The organism is Xenorhabdus sp. SGI246 (assembly GCF_040838225.1).
GTDB lineage: Bacteria > Pseudomonadota > Gammaproteobacteria > Enterobacterales > Enterobacteriaceae > Xenorhabdus > Xenorhabdus indica.
Genome location: NZ_JBFPEZ010000053.1, coordinates 1 through 21482, shown reverse-complemented (window position 1 = coordinate 21482; position 21482 = coordinate 1). Strand labels below are relative to the sequence as shown.

General features: G+C 41.7%; 19 protein-coding genes and 1 pseudogene. 12 read left to right on the top strand and 8 right to left on the bottom strand.

The window, feature by feature from the left end; all coding sequences use genetic code 11:
• Positions 1–52: 52 nt before the first annotated feature.
• The 4 genes from hldE to ABLA85_RS13225 all read right to left on the bottom strand — a co-directional run bounded on the left by hldE (position 53) and on the right by ABLA85_RS13225 (position 5833).
• Entirely contained in the window at positions 53–1477 is a 1425-nt protein-coding gene (hldE, locus tag ABLA85_RS13240) for a bifunctional D-glycero-beta-D-manno-heptose-7-phosphate kinase/D-glycero-beta-D-manno-heptose 1-phosphate adenylyltransferase HldE (RefSeq protein WP_367964778.1), read from the bottom strand.
• 96 nt (positions 1478–1573) lie between these two features.
• Positions 1574–4450 carry a bifunctional [glutamate--ammonia ligase]-adenylyl-L-tyrosine phosphorylase/[glutamate--ammonia-ligase] adenylyltransferase gene (glnE, locus tag ABLA85_RS13235; RefSeq protein WP_367964776.1) on the bottom strand — a complete coding sequence of 959 codons (2877 nt, stop codon included), beginning with the start codon at positions 4448–4450 and terminating at the stop codon, positions 1574–1576.
• 26 nt (positions 4451–4476) lie between these two features.
• Positions 4477–5427, bottom strand: a complete 951-nt coding sequence (locus ABLA85_RS13230) for an inorganic triphosphatase (RefSeq protein WP_367964774.1) — start codon at positions 5425–5427, stop codon at positions 4477–4479.
• A gap of 46 nt (positions 5428–5473) precedes the next feature.
• Positions 5474–5833, bottom strand: a complete 360-nt coding sequence (locus tag ABLA85_RS13225; protein ID WP_367964772.1) for a transposase — start codon at positions 5831–5833, stop codon at positions 5474–5476.
• Positions 5834–5965: 132 nt separating this feature from the next.
• Here ABLA85_RS13225 and ABLA85_RS13220 point away from each other — a divergent pair.
• The 8 genes and pseudogenes from ABLA85_RS13220 to ABLA85_RS13185 form a co-directional block, all read left to right on the top strand.
• Positions 5966–6085: pseudogene (locus ABLA85_RS13220) on the top strand (IS110 family transposase); the annotation flags it as partial.
• Between the two features lie 544 nt (positions 6086–6629).
• On the top strand, positions 6630–7817 hold the full coding sequence (locus ABLA85_RS13215) for a hypothetical protein (RefSeq protein WP_367964770.1): 1188 nt from the start codon (positions 6630–6632) through the stop codon (positions 7815–7817).
• 540 nt (positions 7818–8357) lie between these two features.
• Positions 8358–9269: a phosphoenolpyruvate mutase gene (gene aepX / locus ABLA85_RS13210; protein ID WP_367964769.1), complete on the top strand. Its 912-nt coding sequence runs from the start codon at positions 8358–8360 to the stop codon at positions 9267–9269.
• Between the two features lie 89 nt (positions 9270–9358).
• Positions 9359–10042, top strand: a complete 684-nt coding sequence (locus ABLA85_RS13205; protein WP_367964767.1) for a PHP-associated domain-containing protein — start codon at positions 9359–9361, stop codon at positions 10040–10042.
• Between the two features lie 9 nt (positions 10043–10051).
• Entirely contained in the window at positions 10052–10627 is a 576-nt protein-coding gene (locus tag ABLA85_RS13200) for a cupin domain-containing protein (RefSeq protein WP_367964766.1), read from the top strand.
• A gap of 306 nt (positions 10628–10933) precedes the next feature.
• Entirely contained in the window at positions 10934–11848 is a 915-nt protein-coding gene (locus ABLA85_RS13195; RefSeq protein ID WP_367964764.1) for an NAD(P)-dependent oxidoreductase, read from the top strand.
• A complete protein-coding gene (locus ABLA85_RS13190; RefSeq protein WP_367964762.1) occupies positions 11838–12980 on the top strand; it encodes a hypothetical protein in 1143 nt (380 codons plus the stop codon). The genes ABLA85_RS13195 and ABLA85_RS13190 overlap by 11 nt, the downstream gene beginning before the upstream one ends.
• Before the next feature lie 2 nt (positions 12981–12982).
• Positions 12983–13543 carry a cupin domain-containing protein gene (locus ABLA85_RS13185; RefSeq protein WP_367964760.1) on the top strand — a complete coding sequence of 187 codons (561 nt, stop codon included), beginning with the start codon at positions 12983–12985 and terminating at the stop codon, positions 13541–13543.
• Between the two features lie 273 nt (positions 13544–13816).
• Here ABLA85_RS13185 and ABLA85_RS13180 read toward each other — a convergent pair whose 3' ends face one another.
• Positions 13817–14578: an IS5 family transposase gene (locus ABLA85_RS13180; RefSeq protein ID WP_367964758.1), complete on the bottom strand. Its 762-nt coding sequence runs from the start codon at positions 14576–14578 to the stop codon at positions 13817–13819.
• A 364-nt stretch (positions 14579–14942) separates the two neighbouring features.
• Between ABLA85_RS13180 and ABLA85_RS13175 the strand changes: the two genes are divergently transcribed.
• Positions 14943–15563 carry a TIGR04211 family SH3 domain-containing protein gene (locus ABLA85_RS13175; protein WP_367964757.1) on the top strand — a complete coding sequence of 207 codons (621 nt, stop codon included), beginning with the start codon at positions 14943–14945 and terminating at the stop codon, positions 15561–15563.
• Positions 15564–15593: 30 nt separating this feature from the next.
• Positions 15594–16748, top strand: a complete 1155-nt coding sequence (locus ABLA85_RS13170; RefSeq protein WP_367964755.1) for a multifunctional CCA addition/repair protein — start codon at positions 15594–15596, stop codon at positions 16746–16748.
• Here the strand turns inward: ABLA85_RS13170 and folB are convergent.
• Positions 16745–17098 (bottom strand): bifunctional dihydroneopterin aldolase/7,8-dihydroneopterin epimerase, encoded by a 354-nt coding sequence (gene folB / locus ABLA85_RS13165; protein ID WP_367964830.1) that lies wholly within the window; start codon positions 17096–17098, stop codon positions 16745–16747. The genes ABLA85_RS13170 and folB overlap by 4 nt on opposite strands.
• Before the next feature lie 108 nt (positions 17099–17206).
• Here folB and plsY point away from each other — a divergent pair, with 108 nt between their 5' ends.
• Positions 17207–17875 (top strand): glycerol-3-phosphate 1-O-acyltransferase PlsY, encoded by a 669-nt coding sequence (gene plsY / locus ABLA85_RS13160; RefSeq protein WP_367964754.1) that lies wholly within the window; start codon positions 17207–17209, stop codon positions 17873–17875.
• A 186-nt stretch (positions 17876–18061) separates the two neighbouring features.
• Entirely contained in the window at positions 18062–19099 is a 1038-nt protein-coding gene (locus tag ABLA85_RS13155) for a zinc-dependent alcohol dehydrogenase family protein (RefSeq protein WP_367964752.1), read from the top strand.
• A 101-nt stretch (positions 19100–19200) separates the two neighbouring features.
• On the opposite strand, the gene ABLA85_RS13150 is transcribed toward ABLA85_RS13155, so the two are convergent.
• Together ABLA85_RS13150 and ABLA85_RS13145 are read right to left on the bottom strand one after the other, a co-directional pair.
• Positions 19201–20346: a DUF4056 domain-containing protein gene (locus ABLA85_RS13150; RefSeq protein WP_367964828.1), complete on the bottom strand. Its 1146-nt coding sequence runs from the start codon at positions 20344–20346 to the stop codon at positions 19201–19203.
• On the bottom strand, positions 20340–21458 hold the full coding sequence (locus ABLA85_RS13145; RefSeq protein ID WP_367964826.1) for a BamA/TamA family outer membrane protein: 1119 nt from the start codon (positions 21456–21458) through the stop codon (positions 20340–20342). The genes ABLA85_RS13150 and ABLA85_RS13145 overlap by 7 nt, the downstream gene beginning before the upstream one ends.
• Between the last annotated feature and the right edge of the window lie 24 nt (positions 21459–21482).

Sequence of the window (21482 nt, the reverse complement as noted above, 5' to 3'; positions counted from 1 at the left end):
TGTCACAAGTTAAATCACAAAAGGAACATAACGGCATTATGATGCAGGTATATTACTGATTTTTAATTATTTTTATGATATTGGTCGTTGAGATCCCATCTTCAAAATTTAGTACCTTCACTTCTCCACCAGCAGCCCAGACTTCTTTGCTACCGGCAATCTCTTCTGGCTTGTAATCCCCGCCTTTAACCAGAATATCAGGCAAAATTCCCGCAATTAAGCGCTGTGGTGTATCTTCTTCAAATGCCACAACCCAATCCACCGATTCCAGCGCAGATAATACAAGCATCCGTTGTTCCAGTGGATTCACGGGCCGAGTCTCCCCTTTCAGGCGCTTGGTTGAAGCATCACTGTTCACGGCCACGATCAGACGATCGCCCAGTTTACGGGCATTGGACAAATAAGATACATGACCCGCATGGAGAATATCAAAACAACCATTAGTCATCACGATACGTTCACCGCGCTGACGCGCCTGTTCAACGACCTCTTTCAGACGTGATTCATTCATCACACCAAAACCTGTTTCTGCACGACCGCGTACTGCGTTTTCCAGCTCTACCTGAGAAACAGTAGATGTTCCCAATTTTCCAACCACGACCCCGGCGGCTGCATTAGCAAGATAACAGGCCTCCGCCAATGGTTTTCCTGCTGCGATTGCCGCTGCCAAAACACCAATCACTGTGTCACCAGCCCCCGTTACATCAAAAACTTCTTGTGCCTGCGTTGGCAAATGCAGCGGTGGCTGTCCCACACATAGCAGGCTCATGCCTCGTTCAGAGCGGGTGATCAACAGGGCTTTCAGTTCCAGATCCTGTACCAGTTGCGTGCCTTTCTGCACCAACTCGTCATCATCTTTGCAATGACCAACCACGGCTTCAAATTCTGACATATTCGGTGTCAGTAATGTTGCACCACGGTAACGTTCAAAATCGTTGCCTTTGGGGTCGATCAAAACAGGAACACCTGCTTCATTCGCCAATGTGATCATTGCCTGAACCTGATTCAATGCTCCCTTGGCATAATCTGAAAGCACCAGCGCACCGATATTTGGTAAGGATTGCTGGATTTTTTCCAACATTGGTTGTGCGTCTACGTTCTGGAACCCTTCTTCAAAATCCAGACGGATCAGTTGCTGATTACGGGATAAAATACGTAGCTTTGTGATGGTTGGATGCGTTGCCACAGGAACAAAATCACACTGAACTTTCACACTACTGAGTTTTTCGCTCAATGCCCGTGCAGCATCATCAATACCCGTCAATCCCACCAAATGTGAATGGGCACCCAGTGACGCGATATTCATGGCGACGTTAGCCGCCCCTCCCGGACGCTCTTCAATGGTATCGACCTTAACGACAGGAACCGGAGCTTCCGGTGAAATGCGGCTGGTTGGGCCGTACCAATAACGATCTAACATGACATCGCCAACAACCAAAACACCTGCGCGGTGAAAATCAGGGAGTGCTACGTTCATCCCATGCTCCAAATATCAAAATAAATTGTTGCGGATATTACCATAACCAACCTAAATACCAGCAAGAACCTCAGAAAAAGCCTATTTCTCTCTGGCTTATTCAACCCGATTAGCACCAAGCCACTTCTGCCAGCTATTGTGCACCCGTGTTTTCTGCTGACTGAAACGTTCAACAGAGACACGATTGGGTAACGCCTGCAAAGTAAGATAATGCAGTTCATTGCGCAAGCTGATATAAGCCTGTGTTAATGCCACTGCCTCCTGTTCATCCATAATATTGTGTTCAGCCATGAGTTCAAAAATGCGAACATTATCAGACCAGCGGGTCAATTTGGCATTTTCCTGTGCATAACGCAGTACTTGATATTGAGCGATAAATTCAATATCGGTGATCCCTCCAGGATCGGCCTTAATATCAAACTGGTCATGTTGATGACTTCCCAAATGTCGGTACATTTTTTCGCGCATCTCACGTACCTGCCGACGCAGTAGATCAGGATCACGCGGCATACATAAGGTTTCCCGACGAATGCGTTCAAAATCCGCCCGCATTTTTTCATCACCAAATACCATACGGGCCCGAATCAATGCCTGATGTTCCCATGTCCACGCTTCGTTTTTTTGATAATCATCAAAAGCCTCAAGGGTACTGACCAACATCCCTGATTCACCGGACGGACGCAAACGGGCATCAACTTCATACAATATGCCCGAAGCCGTTCGGGTACTGAACAAATGAAGAATGCGCTGAGCAAGACGCAAATAGAATTGACGGGCATCAATAGAACGAGCACCATCAGTCATTACACCCATCGGACAATCCAGTAAAAATACCAGATCCAAATCAGAACCATAACCCAGTTCCCAACCGCCCAATTTACCATAACCAATAATGGCAAAACCAAGCCCCTGACGCTGAGATAAATGGGTCGGTACACCATAACGTTTTACCATCTGATACCAGGCCTGTTGGACTACCGCACCGATAATCGCTTCGGCCAAATAAGTCAGGTGATCACTGACTTTCATAATCGGCAAGGCTCCGGCTATGTCTTCTGCGGCTATCCGCAATAATTGCGCCTGTTTGAATTGCCTCAACGCCTCCAGCAATTGTTCCTCATCATCTTCCGGGATGCGCAATAAATATTGGTACAGTTCATCCCGATAAGCCTCCAGAGGCAAAGGCTCGTACAACGACGTAGGATCGAGTAATTCATCTAATAATAAAGGATGACGGCTAAGCTGGCTGGCAATCATCGGAGAGGCGGCACACAGGCGGATAACATGGGTCATCACCTGTTCTGATTCCAGCATCAGCTCCAGATAAGTGGTTCGGCTAACGATACTGAGCAGCAAAGGAATAATCCGCTCCAACACAGTATTTGTATCTTCCCTTGCCCCCCTTTTCTTTGTCGCAATCTTTACCAAAAGGCGCGGCATCAAATGATCCAGCACATCACGCCCCCGTGGGCCAATGGTACGCTTACTGATGTCATGACGTAACAATGCAACCATATCGAGCATTTTCTGGGCTTCAAACTCATTCAGATGAGGAACAAGCGCCATCAGCTCATCCCTGTTCAGGTTTTCCTGCCATAAACTTTTAAACGGTATATGTGCAGCTTCCTCATTATTTTCTTCCGCTTCATCTCCTATCAGGTGTTGAAAAATGTCCCGGACGGCAGACATTTTTTTTGCTACTTCCACAACTAAATCATCCCAGTCAGCAAATCCCATGCCCCAAGATAAACGGGCACGGTCCAGCGTATTTTCCGGTAAAGTTTGTGTCTGTTGATCACGAATGGATTGCAGCAGATTCTCCAACCGACGCAAAAACAGATAACTTTCTTCCAGTTGCCTGACCTGCTCTGACGTCAATAATGCTAATGTTTCGATGGATTTCAGTGTCAGTAATAATGAGCGGGATTGCAGGCTTGGTTCTCGGCCTCCACGGATCAATTGAAATACCTGCGTGATAAATTCAATTTCCCGTATCCCTCCCGCTCCCAGTTTAATATTGTCTTTTAAACCCCGCCGGCGCACTTCCCGTCCAATCATACCTTTCATATTGCGTAAAGATTGGAGCACACCGAAATCAATGTAACGACGAAAGATAAATGGCCTCAACATCTGGCGTAGTTCATAACAATATGCCTGATCATCAGGTCCCAAAATCCGGGCCTTTATCAAAGCGTAACGCTCCCAGTCCCGTCCCTGTTCCTGATAATAATCCTCCAGCGCCGGAAAGCTGAACACCAACGGCCCACTGTCACCAAACGGACGTAATCGCATATCAACACGATAAACAAAACCATCCACCGTCTGTTGATCCAATACCTTGATAAGTTTCTGCCCCAATCGGGTAAAAAACTGGGAGTTATCCATCTCGCGACGACCGCCCTGGGTCACACCATTTTCTGGATATGCAAAAATCAGATCGATATCAGAGGAAAAATTAAGTTCTCCTCCTCCCAGTTTCCCCATGCCCAGGATCAGCAACGGCTGCGCTACCCCCGCTTGATCAGTCGGTATTCCCCAATCCTGACAACAATGCCGATACAACCAATCGCGGGCAGCGATAATTAGACTTTCAGCTAACACACTTAATTGTTGCAGCGTTTGCTCTGTCGTACTTATTTGCAGCGCTTGCAACCATGCGATTCTCACCAGCATCTTGTGCCGAAAAAGACGCAGAGCCCGCATCAGTGAATTCTCATCACCAACCACTGACAAAGACAGATTCAACCAATCTGCGTAATGTTGCCATTCATCAGGCTGAGGGGGATTTTGACGCATTTCAACCAACCATGCAGGACGTGACAGTATGTTTTCTGCGACAAAATCACTCAGTACCAATGCTGCCTGTTCATGAGGAGCAAAAACTTCTGTTGTTTCTGTTGTTTCCGTCGATTGCTGAAAATTCGTAATAACCTGTTGTAATTGTTGAGTTAAAATTGATGAAAGTGGCAACATAAGTCAGGTTTTCCTTTTTTTAATTATTATTGAGCCATCAACCACTGAGTCAACGCCAGTTTGCATTGCAGCCATTTTGCGCTGTAACACAATACTTCTGCATCACTTACTTCTGCATCACTTGCAGAAAGCGCCTCTTTTAATTCAGATAATAAACCCAGTGCCGGAACCGTTTCTCCCTGCTTTTCAGTCAGAAGTTTTACCCATTCCAGAGTCTGTTCTAATCCTGTTTTTCCTGCGGCTATTCCTGCCAGCCACTCTTCTTCCTGCGCCTGCCACTGCTCCAGAATTCCGGCAAGAAGAACAGATAACGGTTGCTGCCATTCGAGTTTTTCAGGTGTTTTTCCTTCCACCCACTTGGCAGGAGATTTATGACTGGCAAGAGCATATCCCCGCGCAGCTTTACTCTTGTTCGCCAGCCGCAAGCCACCCTGTATTGCCAGTTCATCTGCTAATAACAACACATCTGACACATTGCCTGTTTTCAACTCCAGTTCAAACTCACAAATTGGCGAGGTTCTCTCTCCAGCCCGGATTTCCCCCTGATCCAACACAACTTCAATTTCACTCTGACCATAATTCACAATCCATTTTTCACGGCAAAAATTTGTAGTGAACAACTCAGTCAATTGAGCCTGCAATTGGGTAAGGTCAGTATTCTCAGGCCAGATTTCAGCAGGAAAGCGGGCTAAATCCAGTTCTGGCTGCTGAAGAGGAACATTAAATTCCGGCCGCTGATGGAGACCTCCGATAACTCGCCCTGCTGTTTTGATAGTCATTTCATACTGTTCACCGAAACCACGGATACGCAATCCCATATCCCAACGGCGCAATTGATTATTCTGTGTTTCAAAATAAATATTAGTTAAATATTGTGGTGAAGTGTAATGATTAGGAAGCTGAAACAACTGGTTGCGAATTGCCAATATCGTTTCGGGTTTTACAGACAGTTTCAACTCTACCTCTACAGAACGCATATTTTTTTCTCTCAATTAGGGCCTGTTGATGTTTTATGTTCATCATTTATTCCGCCCACATGGGTAGCCAGACAATGATAAACGCCAGCGCTAACATACTGGCGTAATTTCGCTCTAATTTATCGTATCTTGTCGCTATTGCACGAAAATGCTTGATTCTTGCAAACGTATTTTTGAATAATAAACCCAAAATAGCTTTTTTTGACCAGGCATTAAAACGTCGAAATACCGTGTTCCATTTTCCAAATTCATCCGGTAAGTCACACCATGGAATACCCGTTCTTATGCGGTAAAGAATACCTCCGAAAGTGAGGCGATGTTCTTCTTTGTTGTAGACAAGTCCATTTTGTTGCATGAATAAAAATAGCTTATTCCACAAAGGAGCTGGTAACATAGTTCTCGGCATGGTGTTCTCAAGGTAACGGTTTTTTGGCGAAAACAAGGATACCCGATCATCATGCCGTTCAAACTCCCTTCACAAAACGTCAACAGCCCCTACTTCCCCAAAGTAATCCAACGATGTAATGGATTGCAGCGTTGGTTAAAAGGCGTGATAACCCGTAGTGGACTCAATAAGGCAGCAGTAGCGCTGGCAAATAAAAATGCCCGAATAGCGTGGGCACTAATCAACCAACAATCAAGTTATGAAGCGCGATGAGTCACCCTTTATGTAGCAAAAGTCCATAAGTTGATGTCATTGGCAGGTAGTACCGACTCTCTGTGAACCTGGTAACCCGGTCAGTCTATCGAGACTATCGAATTAATGAGAACAGAGAGTGCGGATTTTCATCAGGGCTCGCTGAAGCCGAAGATATGTTTGCGACTACGTTGTCAGAAAAATTTACCCACTCACTTGAATTAAGTCGGTGTCCATATATACCGGGTTAATGTATTAGCCCGGTAACTCGGAGAAGACAAGCGGAACGCGTCAGTGTGTCCCAAGCAAACCAGAATGTTTGTCATCTAATGTTACTAAATCAAAAGTTAGTATGAAGTTTCATATTATTGAGCAGTTATTGTGTATTAAAGAACCCCCTTTTAAAATTCAATAGAACTCAAACCAAATACTAAAATCCATTAATAGAACCGTATTAAATGTGCAAAACCATAATAAATCATATAATAATAAGCATTTCTATAAAGAAATTTTTTATTTTGAATGAAACGTAAATTTCAATAAATAAACATAGGAAATAATCACAATGATAAACAATAAAACTATCATACTGAGCATATTATTAAGCATAGCTAATATAACTGGCTCGTCAGGATTGACTATTTGGATAGATAAGACACTAAAGGAAGGAGGAGAAATATTAAATACGTACGCACCAATGTTTTCTTATTTAATAGGGCTATCCATCGGTTGCATGACGATATCTTTTCTTATTAGAAAAATAAGAAGTGTTTTCCTTAAGAAAAATATCTTTATATTATCTTTATCATTGGCAGCAATAAATTGCTTTCTATTTTCAAAAGAATGGATGGTTATATCAGTCTGGGTTGATGCTACCCATAGGATTATATGGGGAGTAATGAGTGGATTTACTGTTATATTAGGAAGAAATATTCTTATAACAGAAGGAAACGAAAAAAAAACAAATAAAAGCTTTTCTATTTTAAGCCTTGCTTTATTATGCCTTCCATTTTTAATTCCAATTACGTTCTCTTTTTTTAATTTAAATAATCGCACATCTGCAGATCTATTTTCTTTCATTATATATATGATATCTTTTGTTGTTTACTTAGTTTTAAATAAGGATAAAACCATTAAAAAAAATGACGCATTCCCAATTTCATCACTTAAAAAAAATAATCGCATAGTTATTCTTTCTTTTTTAAATTTAGTAATAATAAATGTCTGTTTTTTTTTACTATTAATGATTATGCCTGCAATACGAATAATGTATTTTAATTACATTGATATGACTAAAATGTATATAATATTATTAATGATATGGTTTCCTTGTGCCATTGTTATTATAATGGTAACAAAATCAACTAAACTTGAAAAAAAAATAATAATAGGGAATATGATGCAATTAATTTCCCTTGGATTATGCTTCATCTCTATGAATATAAATTCTGGAATATTATATGTTATTTTTATGCTACTAATATTCTTAGCAAATATGATCATGCAACCTATTTTTTTTTCCTACTTAGGATTATATTCTAAAAACTCTCTTTATACTTTTGGAATGCAATCAGGTAGTTATGTATTTATAACAACAATTATTCTTTTATATACTGTTTTTATAAATTTAAAAACAGATAAAATAATAATCGGATTTACTTCTTTGATAATTTTATCTGTAATAAATTCCATTGTATTTATCTTTACTGCAAAAAGAATTAAACATAAATACAATATCAATAATATAAAATAAATTTTTTACAAAAAAATAATAAATCCAGTTTTATAGACAGTAAAACTGTCCTAATTAGACGTTGAGTTAATTCAATGAATACAAAATTAAACTGACATATTTTCTATTGCTTTTCAAAAAAATCGTTTTCTTTGTGAAAGCATTCAAAATAAAGTTCAATTGAAAATATTATTTACCTCAGATAACTAAAAGATAAATTATTTTATTGAAATTAATGGAATATTATTTTAAAAATAAAGAAAAACCAAGGAAATATTATTCATGCATTAAACATTAATAGATTCTAAATAGACTTCGAAATAAATAGAAAAGCACTTGATTCCTCGTGCTGAGAGAAGTTAATCTTTATTCCAGTCTTAGCATTTCAATTATGAGGCGTTGTTTAGTTATTATATTATAGTAATTATAATATAAAAAAGTAGTGATTTAATATTTTAGCAATCAATCAGCAATTTGATTGAGTAGATTTCTAAGTTTGACTAAACCATAAAAAAACTCATGATTTTAAGATGATAATTTTCAATATAAATTATAACCATTATGGCTCAAAAAGCTGGAAGTTTAAAGAGAAATGCCACTATGAATTCCGCAAGAAAATTAAGAGAATTATTGAATGATAACAAGCTAGAACTGATATTAGAGGCTCATAATGGACTGTCCGCCCGCGTAGTTGAAGAGGCTCATTATGCTGCAATATGGGCCTCTGGGTTATCTATTTCCAGTTCTATGGGGCTACGAGATTGCAATGAAGCATCTTGGAGCCAAATAATTAATATTGTTGAGTTAATATATGATGCAGTGAATATACCTATTTTGTTCGATGGTGATTCCGGTTACGGAAACTTTAACAATGTTCGTCATATTGTTAAACGACTATCACATTACGGTATAGCTGGTATATCTATAGAAGATAAATTATTTCCTAAAATGAACTCGTTTATCAGTGGTGGACATACCCTTACACCATGTAATGAGTTTATTGGTAAAATTAAAGCAGCACAGGATACCAAAACTAACGATGATTTTGTCGTAATTGCCCGCACTGAGGCATTGATTGCTGGGCTGGGTGTGGATGCCGCATTAGAGCGTGCAGAACGCTACCATGCCGCTGGTGCTGACGCAATATTCATTCATTCCAAAAAAAGCGATGGTATGGAAGTTATCGATTTTGCTAGAAAATGGAACCGTCGTTGTCCTCTGGTTGTAGCACCTACTACATATACAGCACTAGCATTAGAAACATTAGAACAGGCCGGAGTTTCGTTTTATATCTGTGCTAACCATTTAATGCGTGCGTCACTACATAATATGAAAAGTATTGCTTGTGAGATTAAAAAACAACAAAGCATTCACTATATTGATTCTCAACTTTCCAGCTTGAATGAAGTTTTTAATATTTTAGATTATGAAGAACTGAAAACAGCGGAACATAAATATGGTCTCTACGTTTAATTTTTGTTGATTTTTTCAACTATAACCTATGAGATTTAAATCTAATGAAAATAGATACCCATGTTCACTTATTAGTGAGCAAAAAACAAATGACAGTCGATATACAGACAATTAATTATATTCTAGATATTGCCAAGACTAGTCAAATATCTGCATTATGTATTACCGAACATATTGAAGCTGTCGGTTATGATAATTTAATGCGTGCATTGTTTATTGATAATTTACTTCACGCAGAAATATTCCCAGAATATATTTTAACCCGCCAGGGAATAAAGCTTTATCCTGGAGCGGAATTACAGCTTGTTAATGGTACAAATATTGGTGTTCATACTTCGCTTGATACGTTACTGAAACTTAATCATAACGCAGGAGCTTATACTCTGTCTGAATTATATGATGAACTTTCTACATATGGTGGTTGGTTTACCTTGGTAGCACATCATATTTTCTGGCCGAATAAAACCTATCCTGACCATGACGAATTAGCTCGTTACATAAATGCCATTGAAGTACCTGCGAAAGATTTGGACAATGCAGAACAATATATTGCATTGTCACAAAAATATGGACTGTCAACCACTGGTGGATCCGATTCCCATACCTATATCCAGATTGGTGCTTGTCATAGCATTCTGAGTGAGGACGAATGCAGTGATCAACATCCGCTACGATATGCCTTTCGTAGGAATCATCAATATCACCATTTTTCCAATTGCAGCAAGCGTCTGGTTGAAATGTCTAAAATCTATCGTACTACTATTATGGCTTAGGAAACTATCATGAATATACAAAATATATCTTTCCCGAAACAACACATATCTTCCATTCTCTCTAGCCGTAAAATGACACTGGAACAGCTAGCAGGAATTGCAAACATTCATAATGATGATATCGTTTTCCCTTCATTTCAGGCATTGAAAAATTTTTCCGATCATATTGCTGTACCGTTAAGTGTGTTTTATCGGGAAGAACCGTGTAGCGATTTGGACGATGGAGTAAAAATTGCACGCCGTGATGAAACATTCAGTCGTGATGAAATCCGTGATGGTGTGCATTATTACACCTATCATCATCTAGTAACCACCAAAGCGGATCCTGGATTAATGGCATTACGCCTAGACTTACATAGTAATGAAACCCAGCCACTACGACTTAATTCCGGGCATGGTACACGAGAAGTGGTATATGTAACACGCGGTACAGTACGAGTACAGTGGCTGGATGGTGCACAGCAACAGCATGAAGAAATTCTAAATGAGGGAGATTCTATTTTTATTACCCCGTTTGTGCCACACAGTTTCACTAACCATTCGAAACAGGAAAAATCCGAAATTATTGCCATTAATTATGAATAGTGTCGTTGATGACTACTTTTTCCAGTGCCTCAGATAAAACTGAGGCGCTGTATCTCATCAAACAATAAAGATAGTCGTTATTAATTGCACTGGGAATATGTGAGAATTCACTATTAATTGCGGATGTTACTGATTAAAAGAAGCTATATTCCACTTCGTATGTATGTGGACAACTTAGTATTGCACAAATTTGGGTAACTCATACGAAGTCAGACTGTATTGGAGATGTTGATGGGTTTCTAAAATAATCAGAATGGTTGAATTACCATATATGCACCGCATGAAGCGAATATAGTATTCACTACCTTGTGCATTCATTTGATTCAGGAATGCAACATGTACAACATAGGATTTATTGGTTTAGGCCGTATGGGGCATGCGATCTGTTTACGGCTGTTGTCCCAAGATACTGTTTTGCATATTTATAACCGTACACCAGAAAAAGCAAAAAATCTGTTGGATAGGGGTGCAGTTTGGTGTAACTCTCCAGCGGAACTTAGTGCCATGTGCGACATTATTATTTTATGCCTTTCAGGGGATAAAGTAACTGAAGCACTACTGACCAATAGCGAGCATGGACTGCTACATCAATGTCGCTATGGTTGCATGATTATTGATACCAGCACTATATCCCCAAAAAGTGCAGCGCATAATGCCCATATTGCTGAGATGAAAGGAAAAAAATATATATCCTGTCCAGTTTCTGGTGGTGTGGAAGGAGCGAATAACGGTACATTGGCAGCAATCGTAGCTGTACAACCTGCGATACGTGCGATAATTGAACCCTTTATTAGCCGATTTGCCGATAAAATTACTTGGCTAACAAATCACTCTGATGCACAAAAATTAAAAATAATTAACAATCTCGCTGAAAGTATCAATTTATTGGGAGCATTTGAGGTGCTGAACATAGGCTTGACACACGGTCTTGCCTTAGATGAGTTGCACAGTGTTCTAACTACCTGTCGTGGGCGTTCAGCTTATATGGATGTAGCTCTGCATTATCTCAAAAATAACCTCAGACCTAGTGATGTGTCATTAGCAGTTCGCTGTAAAGATTTATATCTAGCAAGTAGCTTAGCTGATATTTCTAGAAATTACCCAATATCTGACGCAGCAATCAGGCTATTCAACCAAGTGAAGGAAAAATATGGCGATGAACAGGATCAGTGTGAGTATTTCAAATTCATTAATGAGGAAAAGAAATTAAATGACCATTAATCATAATATAATTCTCGAAGATACCACGCTCCGCGATGGAGAACAGGCTCCCGGAGTTGCTTTCACTGGTGAAGAAAAACTGGCTATTCTTGATGCACTGATCAGCAGTGGTGTGCAATGGATTGAAGCAGGTATAAACGCTATGGGTGGCAGTGAAAGCCGGACGCTACGTATGATGCTCGAGCGTGTTGAGGACAGCGATATTCACCTTATAGGCTGGAACCGCGGAGTGAAGGAAGACATTTCCGCTTCGCTAGACCTAGGATTTAACCATATTCATATTGGACTACCAACCTCAGCAATCCATCTTGACGATAGCTTGGCTAAAAGCCGCTCTTGGTTGGTTAGTCAGGCCTGCCAGTTAGTAGATTACGCCAAACAACGGGGTGCATTTGTTTCCATCAGCGCCGAGGATGTTGGGCGTTCTGAACTTGATTTTGTTATAGAATATGCCGCTGCCGTTAAAGAAGCGGGAGCTGATCGCCTCCGCCTGTCTGATACAGTTGGTATCCTTACACCACAGCAATATAGTCACATAATTGAGCAACTAATCCATAAAGTGGATATTGATACTCAATGCCACGCACATAATGACTTTGGTTATGGTGTTGCCAATACTATTGCTGGGTTGTGCGCTGGTGCGCGCTATTTCCATACTACTATTAACGGTATTGGTGAACGTGCAGGAATGCCTGATATGGCTCAAACCGTAATGACACTATTAGTCCATTATGGTGTAGATTTGGGAATTAATACCACTCACTTGAAAGTACTAGCTCAGAAAATCGCCAGTGCATCAGGAGTTAAGATATACCCTTGGCAACCAATTATCGGTTGCAATGTGTTCGCCCATGAATCGGGTATTCATGCTAACGGTACGTTAAAAAATGGTTCCACGTTTGAGCCGATAGATCCCAAAATGGTCAATGGTGAACGTAGAATCGTTATTGGCAAACATTCTGGCAAAGCGTCACTGAAGTATGCTCTAGACTATCAGGGGCACTCTTGGGATGAAAAACGACTTGGAGAGCTGCTAGCACTTGTACGCGAAGTAGCGACACTGAAAAAAGGTGATCTATCATATCAGGCTGTTTGTCTCCTGTATGACAGCCTAATGCAGAGAGATGCATAACTATGATATCGCTAACCCGTAAAACTATTGAGCAACTGTTGGCTCGGCGTAAAATGGTACTTGCCGACATTGGCCATTTAGTTTGTGTCAGAGATGACAGTATAGAAATCGAGAATTTCGAGCAGCTTTTCGCATTAAGTCAACACACTTCTTTATTGGCTAGTGAATATATTGCAGCATATCATAGAGAAAATACAGTACAAAACGAACTGGTAACCATTACTCGTAAGGACAGCCTGTATACACGTATTAAAGGCGATTTACTCCGTGGAGGCTACTATTACCGTCATGTACTTACCACACCACTAGATCCCAATTTGTTGGTATTACGAACTACACCGTTAAGCACTCGGCATCAAGCTCGGCCAAATGCCGGGCATCATGTGAAAGAGGTAGTGTATATACTGTCAGGCAAAGTGGGGATAATTTGGCAAAATACTTCGGGTATTATACGACACAGCAATTTGGGCACTGGTGATTCGATCTACATAGACTCATGGGTACCACATGCTTTTTATGCTATCGAGCCAGAGTCACAGATTCTAGCCGTGGACTACCTCTAATTCAGGACTCACCTCGTTTGAAACTTCAATAACACAACCGGGGAGTCTTATAGACTGTTAAATTCTAGCCGACGCGGCGATATTCTCACCTAAACAATCATATAGATGGCACAGTACAAAGACATCTCAGCCATGTCTGCTGGTATCTCACTATGAATAATTGGATTTACTAGTTAGGTTAGGAACAAAAGGGAAGCTAACCTCTGCAATTTCTAATACCAGAGCAAGTTGAAATATGTTAACTGGGGCCTGTTGATGTTTTATGTTCATCATTTATTTCACCCACATGGGTAGCCAGACAATGATAAACGCCATCGCTAACATACTGACGTAATTTCGCTCTAATTTATCGTATCTTTTTGCTATTGCACGAAAATACTTGATTCTTGCAAACGTATTTTCCACTAAATGACGGTAACGATATAAACAGTTATCAATCTTCTTATCCGATTTGCGGCTGTTTTTCCTGTAGGGAATGACCGGCGTCGCGCCTGCTTGATTGACGACTTCCCTGAAGGCTTCGCTATCGTAACCCTTATCGGCAATCACAAAATCTGTGACCGGGGCTTGCGCGACGAGACTTTCAGCATGAACGATGTCATGGGTTTGTCCCTCTGAAAGCTCGAAATGCACAGGGAAACCATAACTGTCTACGGCTAAATGGATTTTGGTTGAGAGCCCGCCACGACTTTTGCCAATGGCTTCATCTTCCTCTGAGGCTGCCCCCGCACTATGCTGATGTGCACGGACAATGCTGCCGTCAATAAACAACCATTCGGTATCAGTGTCTTCAGACAATATTTTGAATAATAAACCCAAAATAACTTTTTTTGACCAGGCATTAAAACGTCGAAATACCGTGTTCCATTTTCCAAATTCATCCGGTAAGTCACGCCATGGAATACCCGTTCTCATGCGGTAAAGAATGCCTTCGAAAGTGAGGCGATGTTCTTCTTTGTTGTAGACAAGTCCATTTTGTTGCATGAATAAAAATAGCTTATTCCACAAAGGAGCGGGTAACATAGTTTTCGGCATGGAGTTTCAAGGTAACGGTTTTTTGGCGAAAACAAGGATACCCGATCATCATGCCGTTCAAATTCCCTTCACAAAACGTCAACAGACCCTAATCCTAATACAGGGCGGATCATATTTAACCCTAACCACAATTTTTTTCAGGAACAAGAAAAATAAACCACAACTGAGTATCTCAACAATAATTGTGTGACATCGCCAAGTAATCGTATTACTCCACCAAAAAAACGCTAACAATGCCTGTATTCGGTCAGTTAAATGAGGATTCATTCTGGTTTACTGATTGCACCCGCAAACTTTACTCTTTACTATCAGTTTGCAACCCTATCAGTTTGTAACCCATACACCAAAAACAGTAGAAGACAGAATGCAAAAATTACATCGATTACTTATTTTATTACTCGGTCTTACACTTCCATTATCCGTGTATGCTGAGGAAAAACGTTATGTCTCTGATGAATTATCAGCTTACACTCGCAGCGGCCCCAGTAATCAACATCGCATTATGGGTTCATTAAATGCCGGTGCTGAGGTTGTTCTGGTCAATCCAAAATCAGAGAATGGCTATTCACAAATAAGGGATAATAAAGGGCGTACAAGCTGGATCTTAACCAGTGAGCTCAGCGCTATTCCTAGCCTGCGTGAACGCATTCCCGCTATGGAGCAGAAGATCAAAACTCTGACCGAACAATTGGCTAATATTGATAATAGCTGGAATCAACGCACCGCAGAGATGCAGAACAAAGTGGCAGCCAGCGATAAAATCATCAACGATTTAAAAACAGAGAATGCAAAGCTCCAGAGCAAGCTGACTGTAGCGGAGAAAAAAGTCGAAATCGCCAACTTACAACTGGATGATAAGCAAAGAGCCATTATTTTGCAGTGGTTCATGTATGGTGGTGCAGTTGCAGGTATTGGTTTATTGTTAGGTCTTTTACTGCCACATATCGTTCCACGTCGTAAACGCAAAGATCGTTGGATGAACTGATTTAAAGGCGGTAAGTTTAAGGACACAAGAGTGAAAGTTTATTTGGTTGGTGGTGCCGTTCGTGATCAACTGCTGGATCTGCCGATTACAGAAAGAGACTGGGTTGTCGTTGGTGGCAACCCGGAAGAACTGTTATCTCAGGGATACCAACAAGTTGGAAAAGATTTTCCGGTTTTTCTGCATCCCAAGACTCATGAAGAATATGCACTGGCACGGACAGAGAGAAAATCCGGTCAGGGGTATACCGGCTTTACCTGTTACTCGGCTCCCGATGTTACTTTGGAAGAAGATCTGTTACGTCGGGATCTGACCATTAATGCCATTGCACAAACTCCTGAAGGTGAATTGATCGACCCTTATCACGGTACAGAAGATCTTAAGTATCGTATCCTGCGTCATGTTTCGGAAGCGTTTTCAGAAGACCCACTACGTGTACTGCGTCTGGCACGTTTTGCTGCCCGATTTGCTCATTTAGGCTTTTCCATTGCTAAAGAAACGCAAACACTGATCTCTGAAATGACAGCGAGCGGTGAGTTATCATCGTTAACACCTGAACGGGTTTGGCGGGAAACGGAAAAAGCACTCGCCTCACAATCTCCACACGTTTATTTCCAGGTGTTACGTGACTGTGGTGCTCTGGCGCTCCTTTTCCCTGAAATCGATAATCTGTTTGGTGTGACTTCTATGACGAAGGATATGGGAATTCATTCTCTGAATATCCTGCAAATGTCCACACAACTGAGTACTGATATCGATATCCGCTTCGCCTCACTTTGCACTCACACCGGAAACAAACAAATTAAGCAGATGTGCGAACGGTTGCGCGTACCTCATTCAGTACGTGACCTTGCTGGTATCGTGGCGCAATATTATGACTGGGTACATATTGCTGAACAATTATCGGCAGAAAAATTGTTAATACTGTTCAATACCATTGACGCGTGGCGAAAACCTCAACGTATCGAGCAATTAGCTGTCTGTAGTAAAGCCGATGCCCTGGCCTGTACAGAGCTAAAAGCATCTGTTTATCCACCTGAAAAATATTTGCGGGAAGCTTTTGCGATTGCCAGCCAGGTTAATGTTCAGCAGATCATTGCCCGTGGTTTTCAGGGGGCTGAAATCCGTACAGAGTTAGAGCGACAACGACAACTCGCCATTACTCACTGGCAACAAAATCAGCATTAACTCGCTCTGCGTTCAATCATGACACCGACACTTTTTGCTTGTGCTACTGCGCCTGGTTTACTGACTTTAATTCTGATCCACGGCGCCTTAAACTGCTTCAGCAAAACATCAGCCACTTCTTCTGCCACACGTTCAACTAAAGCAAATCGCTGATTTTCCACATGCCGGATCACTGTTTCACTGACTTTGGCATAGTCCAGACAGTGCTCAACATCATCACTGGAAGCTGCACATTTATTGTCCCAACCTATTTCGATATCAAACACCAGCTTTTGCTTAATTGTTTGTTCCCAATCATATACGCCAATGGTAGTAATGACGCTTAATTGTTCAATAAATACGATATCCATCACGCCGTTTCTCCGTTTTTCGGTTCACCGGATACCACTTCCGGCTAAATGTGCGTATTATCCATTGTTATAGTAAAGAAAACGACCTTTATTCATTGGAGATATCTTATGAGTGCTATCGCGCTTGGTATGATCATCTTCGCGTATCTGTGTGGCTCTATATCCAGCGCGATATTGATCTGTCGTCTGGCAGGATTACCCGATCCTCGCCAGCATGGTTCCGGTAATCCGGGAGCAACAAATGTACTGCGTATTGGCGGCAAAGCTGCCGCGCTGGCAGTACTGATCTGCGATGTACTGAAAGGCATGATCCCTGTTTGGCTGGCATATAAACTCGACATTCAACCTTTTTATTTAGGCATTATCGCTATCGCTGCCTGTTTAGGACATATTTACCCAATCTTTTTCCATTTCAAAGGAGGCAAAGGTGTCGCCACCGCATTCGGCTCTATTGCTGCCATTGGTTGGGATTTAATGGGATTGGTTGCCGGGACATGGGTACTGACCGTATTATTGAGCGGCTACTCCTCATTAGGCGCAATCATTGGTGCCCTCGTCGTGCCTTTCTACGTCTGGTGGTTCAAACCGGAATTCACCTTTCCTGTCGCAATGCTTTCATGTCTGATACTTATGCGACACCATGATAATATCCAACGTCTCTGGCGAGGCCAGGAAAGCCGCATCTGGCAAAAACTGAAAAAGAAACAGGAAATGACAGATAAAGAGAAACTCCAGGCAGCTAAAGAAAAAAAAGAAGAACAACAACAAGACGAGTGATACATACAGCCCCAACAGGGGCTGTTTCTTTCCTGTTTCACGCCTTCCAGAGATAACAAATTCCAAGAACCAACTTGTATATGTTTGGCTCAGAGAATACCCCCGAAGATCGAGAACGTTATATATCTGCTAAACTTCAAACAACTAATAACGTAAGTGACAACCATCACCTGTGAAGGGGGTTATATGAAAGCACTTGTTTATCACGGAGCCGGAAAAAAACTCTGGGAAGAAAAAGCGCCACCCCAACTTATCGAACCAACAGATGCTATTATCCGCATCGTCAAAACAACAATCTGCGGCACAGACCTGCATATCCTCAAAGGAGACGTTCCTACTGTCGAGCAAGGCCGGACATTAGGACATGAAGGCATTGGGATCGTTGAGTCAGTTGGAGAATCAGTCCGCAATATCAGGGTCGGTGATAAAGTGATTATTTCCTGTATCACCGTCTGCGGTAGTTGTATTCATTGTAAACGTCAGCTTTATGCGCACTGTAAAGATGGTGGCTGGATCCTGGGGCATAAGATTGATGGTACACAGGCAGAAAAAGTACGTATTCCCCATGCTGATAACAGTCTTCATCCCCTGCCAGATGGTGTCGATGAAGAAGCTGCCTTAATGCTGAGTGACATCCTGCCAACAGGCTTTGAAATTGGGGTTATCAATGGCAGAGTTCAACCCGGAAATACTATCGCCTTGATTGGTGCAGGGCCTGTCGGACTATCGGCACTACTGGCATCACAATTCTACTCTCCGGCACACATCATCATGATCGATAATGATGATAACCGTCTTAGTGTCGCTCAGCAGCTCGGCGCTAACACAATCATCAATCCGACACGACAAAACGTAGCAGAAATTATCAACAAACTGACTGGTGGCTTTGGTGTAGACGTTGCTATTGAGTGTGTGGGTATCCCTGCAACTTTCAAAATATGTCAGGACATCATTGCAGCGGGTGGATTTATTGCTAATGTGGGAGTCCACGGTAAATCTGTCGATTTACATCTGGAAAATCTCTGGATCAAAAACATCACTATTACCACAGGACTGGTCAATACAAGCAGTACTCCCATGCTATTGAAAAGCGTTCAATCCGGCCGAATCGCACCTGAAAAGCTGGTCACTCATTATTATCCATTGGATGAAATAGAAACCGCTTATGACGTATTTAGTCATGCAGCCCAAGAAAAAGCATTGAAAATCGTCTTGTCAGCATAATTGATATAGCAGGAAGCGTGGCTAAACTACACTTCCTGCTAAATCCCCAACTTGGGGATTAATATTTAATCTTATTTAGTCGGGAGATAAAACATAAACAACTATTTGTTATTCAACAACTGTTTGATGTCCTGCTTTTCAGCTTCTTCCGCCAGCATTGGAAAATCTTTCACTGTCCAATAGCGTTGTGGCACAGGTAGGTTTTTCATCTTATCCGTTGGCCATAACTGGAATTCTGCCAACTTATCCAGCGAGAAATGTTGATAAGACTCAGGCAAAGAGAGACGTAAAGCAAACTTCTCTTTATCAAATGGCATTGATGGATAGCGATCATCCTGGGTTTCATAGTTCCTGCGCAGCAACAGAAATTTTTGCGGAATACGCTGATAACTGTTCCACCATACACCATCAACCTTATCAAGCATCTCTTTTGTGCCTGATCTATTGTAAGCACCCAGTTCATGTAATGTGATTGGTAAAATACTTGCGATCGCAGCAGAAAACTGACTTACGGAAGATGCCTGACCTTGCAAAATCAGCGTCAATGCCAATCTCGCACCCAACAAATTGGAATAGAGGTCTTCCGGGGAAAATGCCGAAACAGCTTCTGAGAATCCGGGAATAGACTGATAGCCGTACCATTGGGCAATTTCATGCCAGGCGGCTAACTGAAAAGCCAGTTTTGCGGCCAGATAAGCACTCAAAGTATAACGTTCAGCGGGATCTTCCGGCGGTGTAAATGCAAAAAAGTGGATCTTACGCGCTGCAAGCTCATTATCCAGCGTCAGCACCCACTCTTGCCCAAGGTGAGCATAAATCTGGCTAAATAAATAAAGGGTATAGTCTGCGGTATCCCTTACATGAGAAATATCAATAAACCCGCCTTTCTCGGTATATAGCAAACCAATTTTTTCATTACTGACCCCTAATAACGCAGCACTCGCTCCCAAAACACTATCGTTATAGTGATGCTTTCCTAGTTTTTCAGTTTCAACAATATTGTCGATGCTATAGAGAGGCATAGGGATCCCCAATGCCTCTGCTTTAAGGTTGTAACCGAATACACAGCACGCTCTTAATCCCTCAGGAGGTTCAAGAGGGCTCAGAACTGGCCAATCAGTTTCCGCCTGTTCATCTGTGTCACTTCTGAGCATCGGCTCGACAGGCGTAGGTGTAACAGGGGCTGATTTACTTTGGCACGCTATCAACAGAAAACTTAGAAACAATGTTACCCAATGCTTCAAAATGCTTCTCCAACCTGAAAATAGAACCCGGTACTGTCTTTTCCGATACCAAAATCTAACCTGACGTTCATACGTGGTTTAAACTCAAAACGATAGCCCACGCCAATTGAAGGAAGCCAATGCCTTTCACCCAATTTTGAAGGGGTATCACTCAATGTTCCCGTCCCTATCCAACCAACAATACCGTGGCGCCAGTCCAGCTTATGCCTTAACTCCAATTGAGTGGTGAAGATGTTTTTGTCGCGATAGCGCCCTTCATAGTAGCCACGCATACGCCGACTATTCCCCAACAGAGATAATTGGTTCCACGGTACATCACCTGCACTAAAACGGGCATAATTATCAAAGGCTAGCACAGTTTTTTCAGATAGCGGGTGATAAGTCGAAAACTGTAATTGAGTGATATGAAAATGATGATCTGCCCCTAATTCAGGGGAAAAATAGGTATAAATAAGCTCAATAGTTTGACCATGCTGAGGGTTAGGCAAAAAATCCCGTGTGTCATAACTGAAATATGCACTGACACCAGAACTTATGACAGAAGGACCACCAACGGACTGTGCAAAATATTTCTTTGCCTTGGCATTGGTGTCACTGGCATTGACGGATGAGAAATTCCAGCCTAATCCCATGTAGGTTGCATCCGCAACGCGATAAAGCACACGGGGGCGAATATCAAACTCCTGCGAGCGATAGCTTTCTTTATTGCGATTCTCCTTCCCGGCACGATAACCTTGCCCCCAATAATAGGTAGGGATGTTATTGAGCGTACCGGAAATAAATAACCTCCATTGATCATTGGCAAGAAAATTGTAATTGGTAAAATTCAGGCCAAATGCACCCGTGGATGATCCAAAACCACTGAGCCCCAGAGAAGAATTTTGACTGATATGATCGCTACTGTCAGGGCGATAAAGCCCAACCACCGCCACACCAATCCCCACGCCCATTTCAGGCGTATAAAAAGGACCGGGTAACACACCCCAGTCAATTTTCTTACTGGCATCGAATTGATTACTGCCGCCTAACTCTTCAAGCCAGCCATCAATTTTTTGCCGATCAGGCAAGATATCCGCATAAGCTGATGTGGCTATAAAAATAAGAAGGCTGGATATTACCCTGTCTCTTGATCACATCTA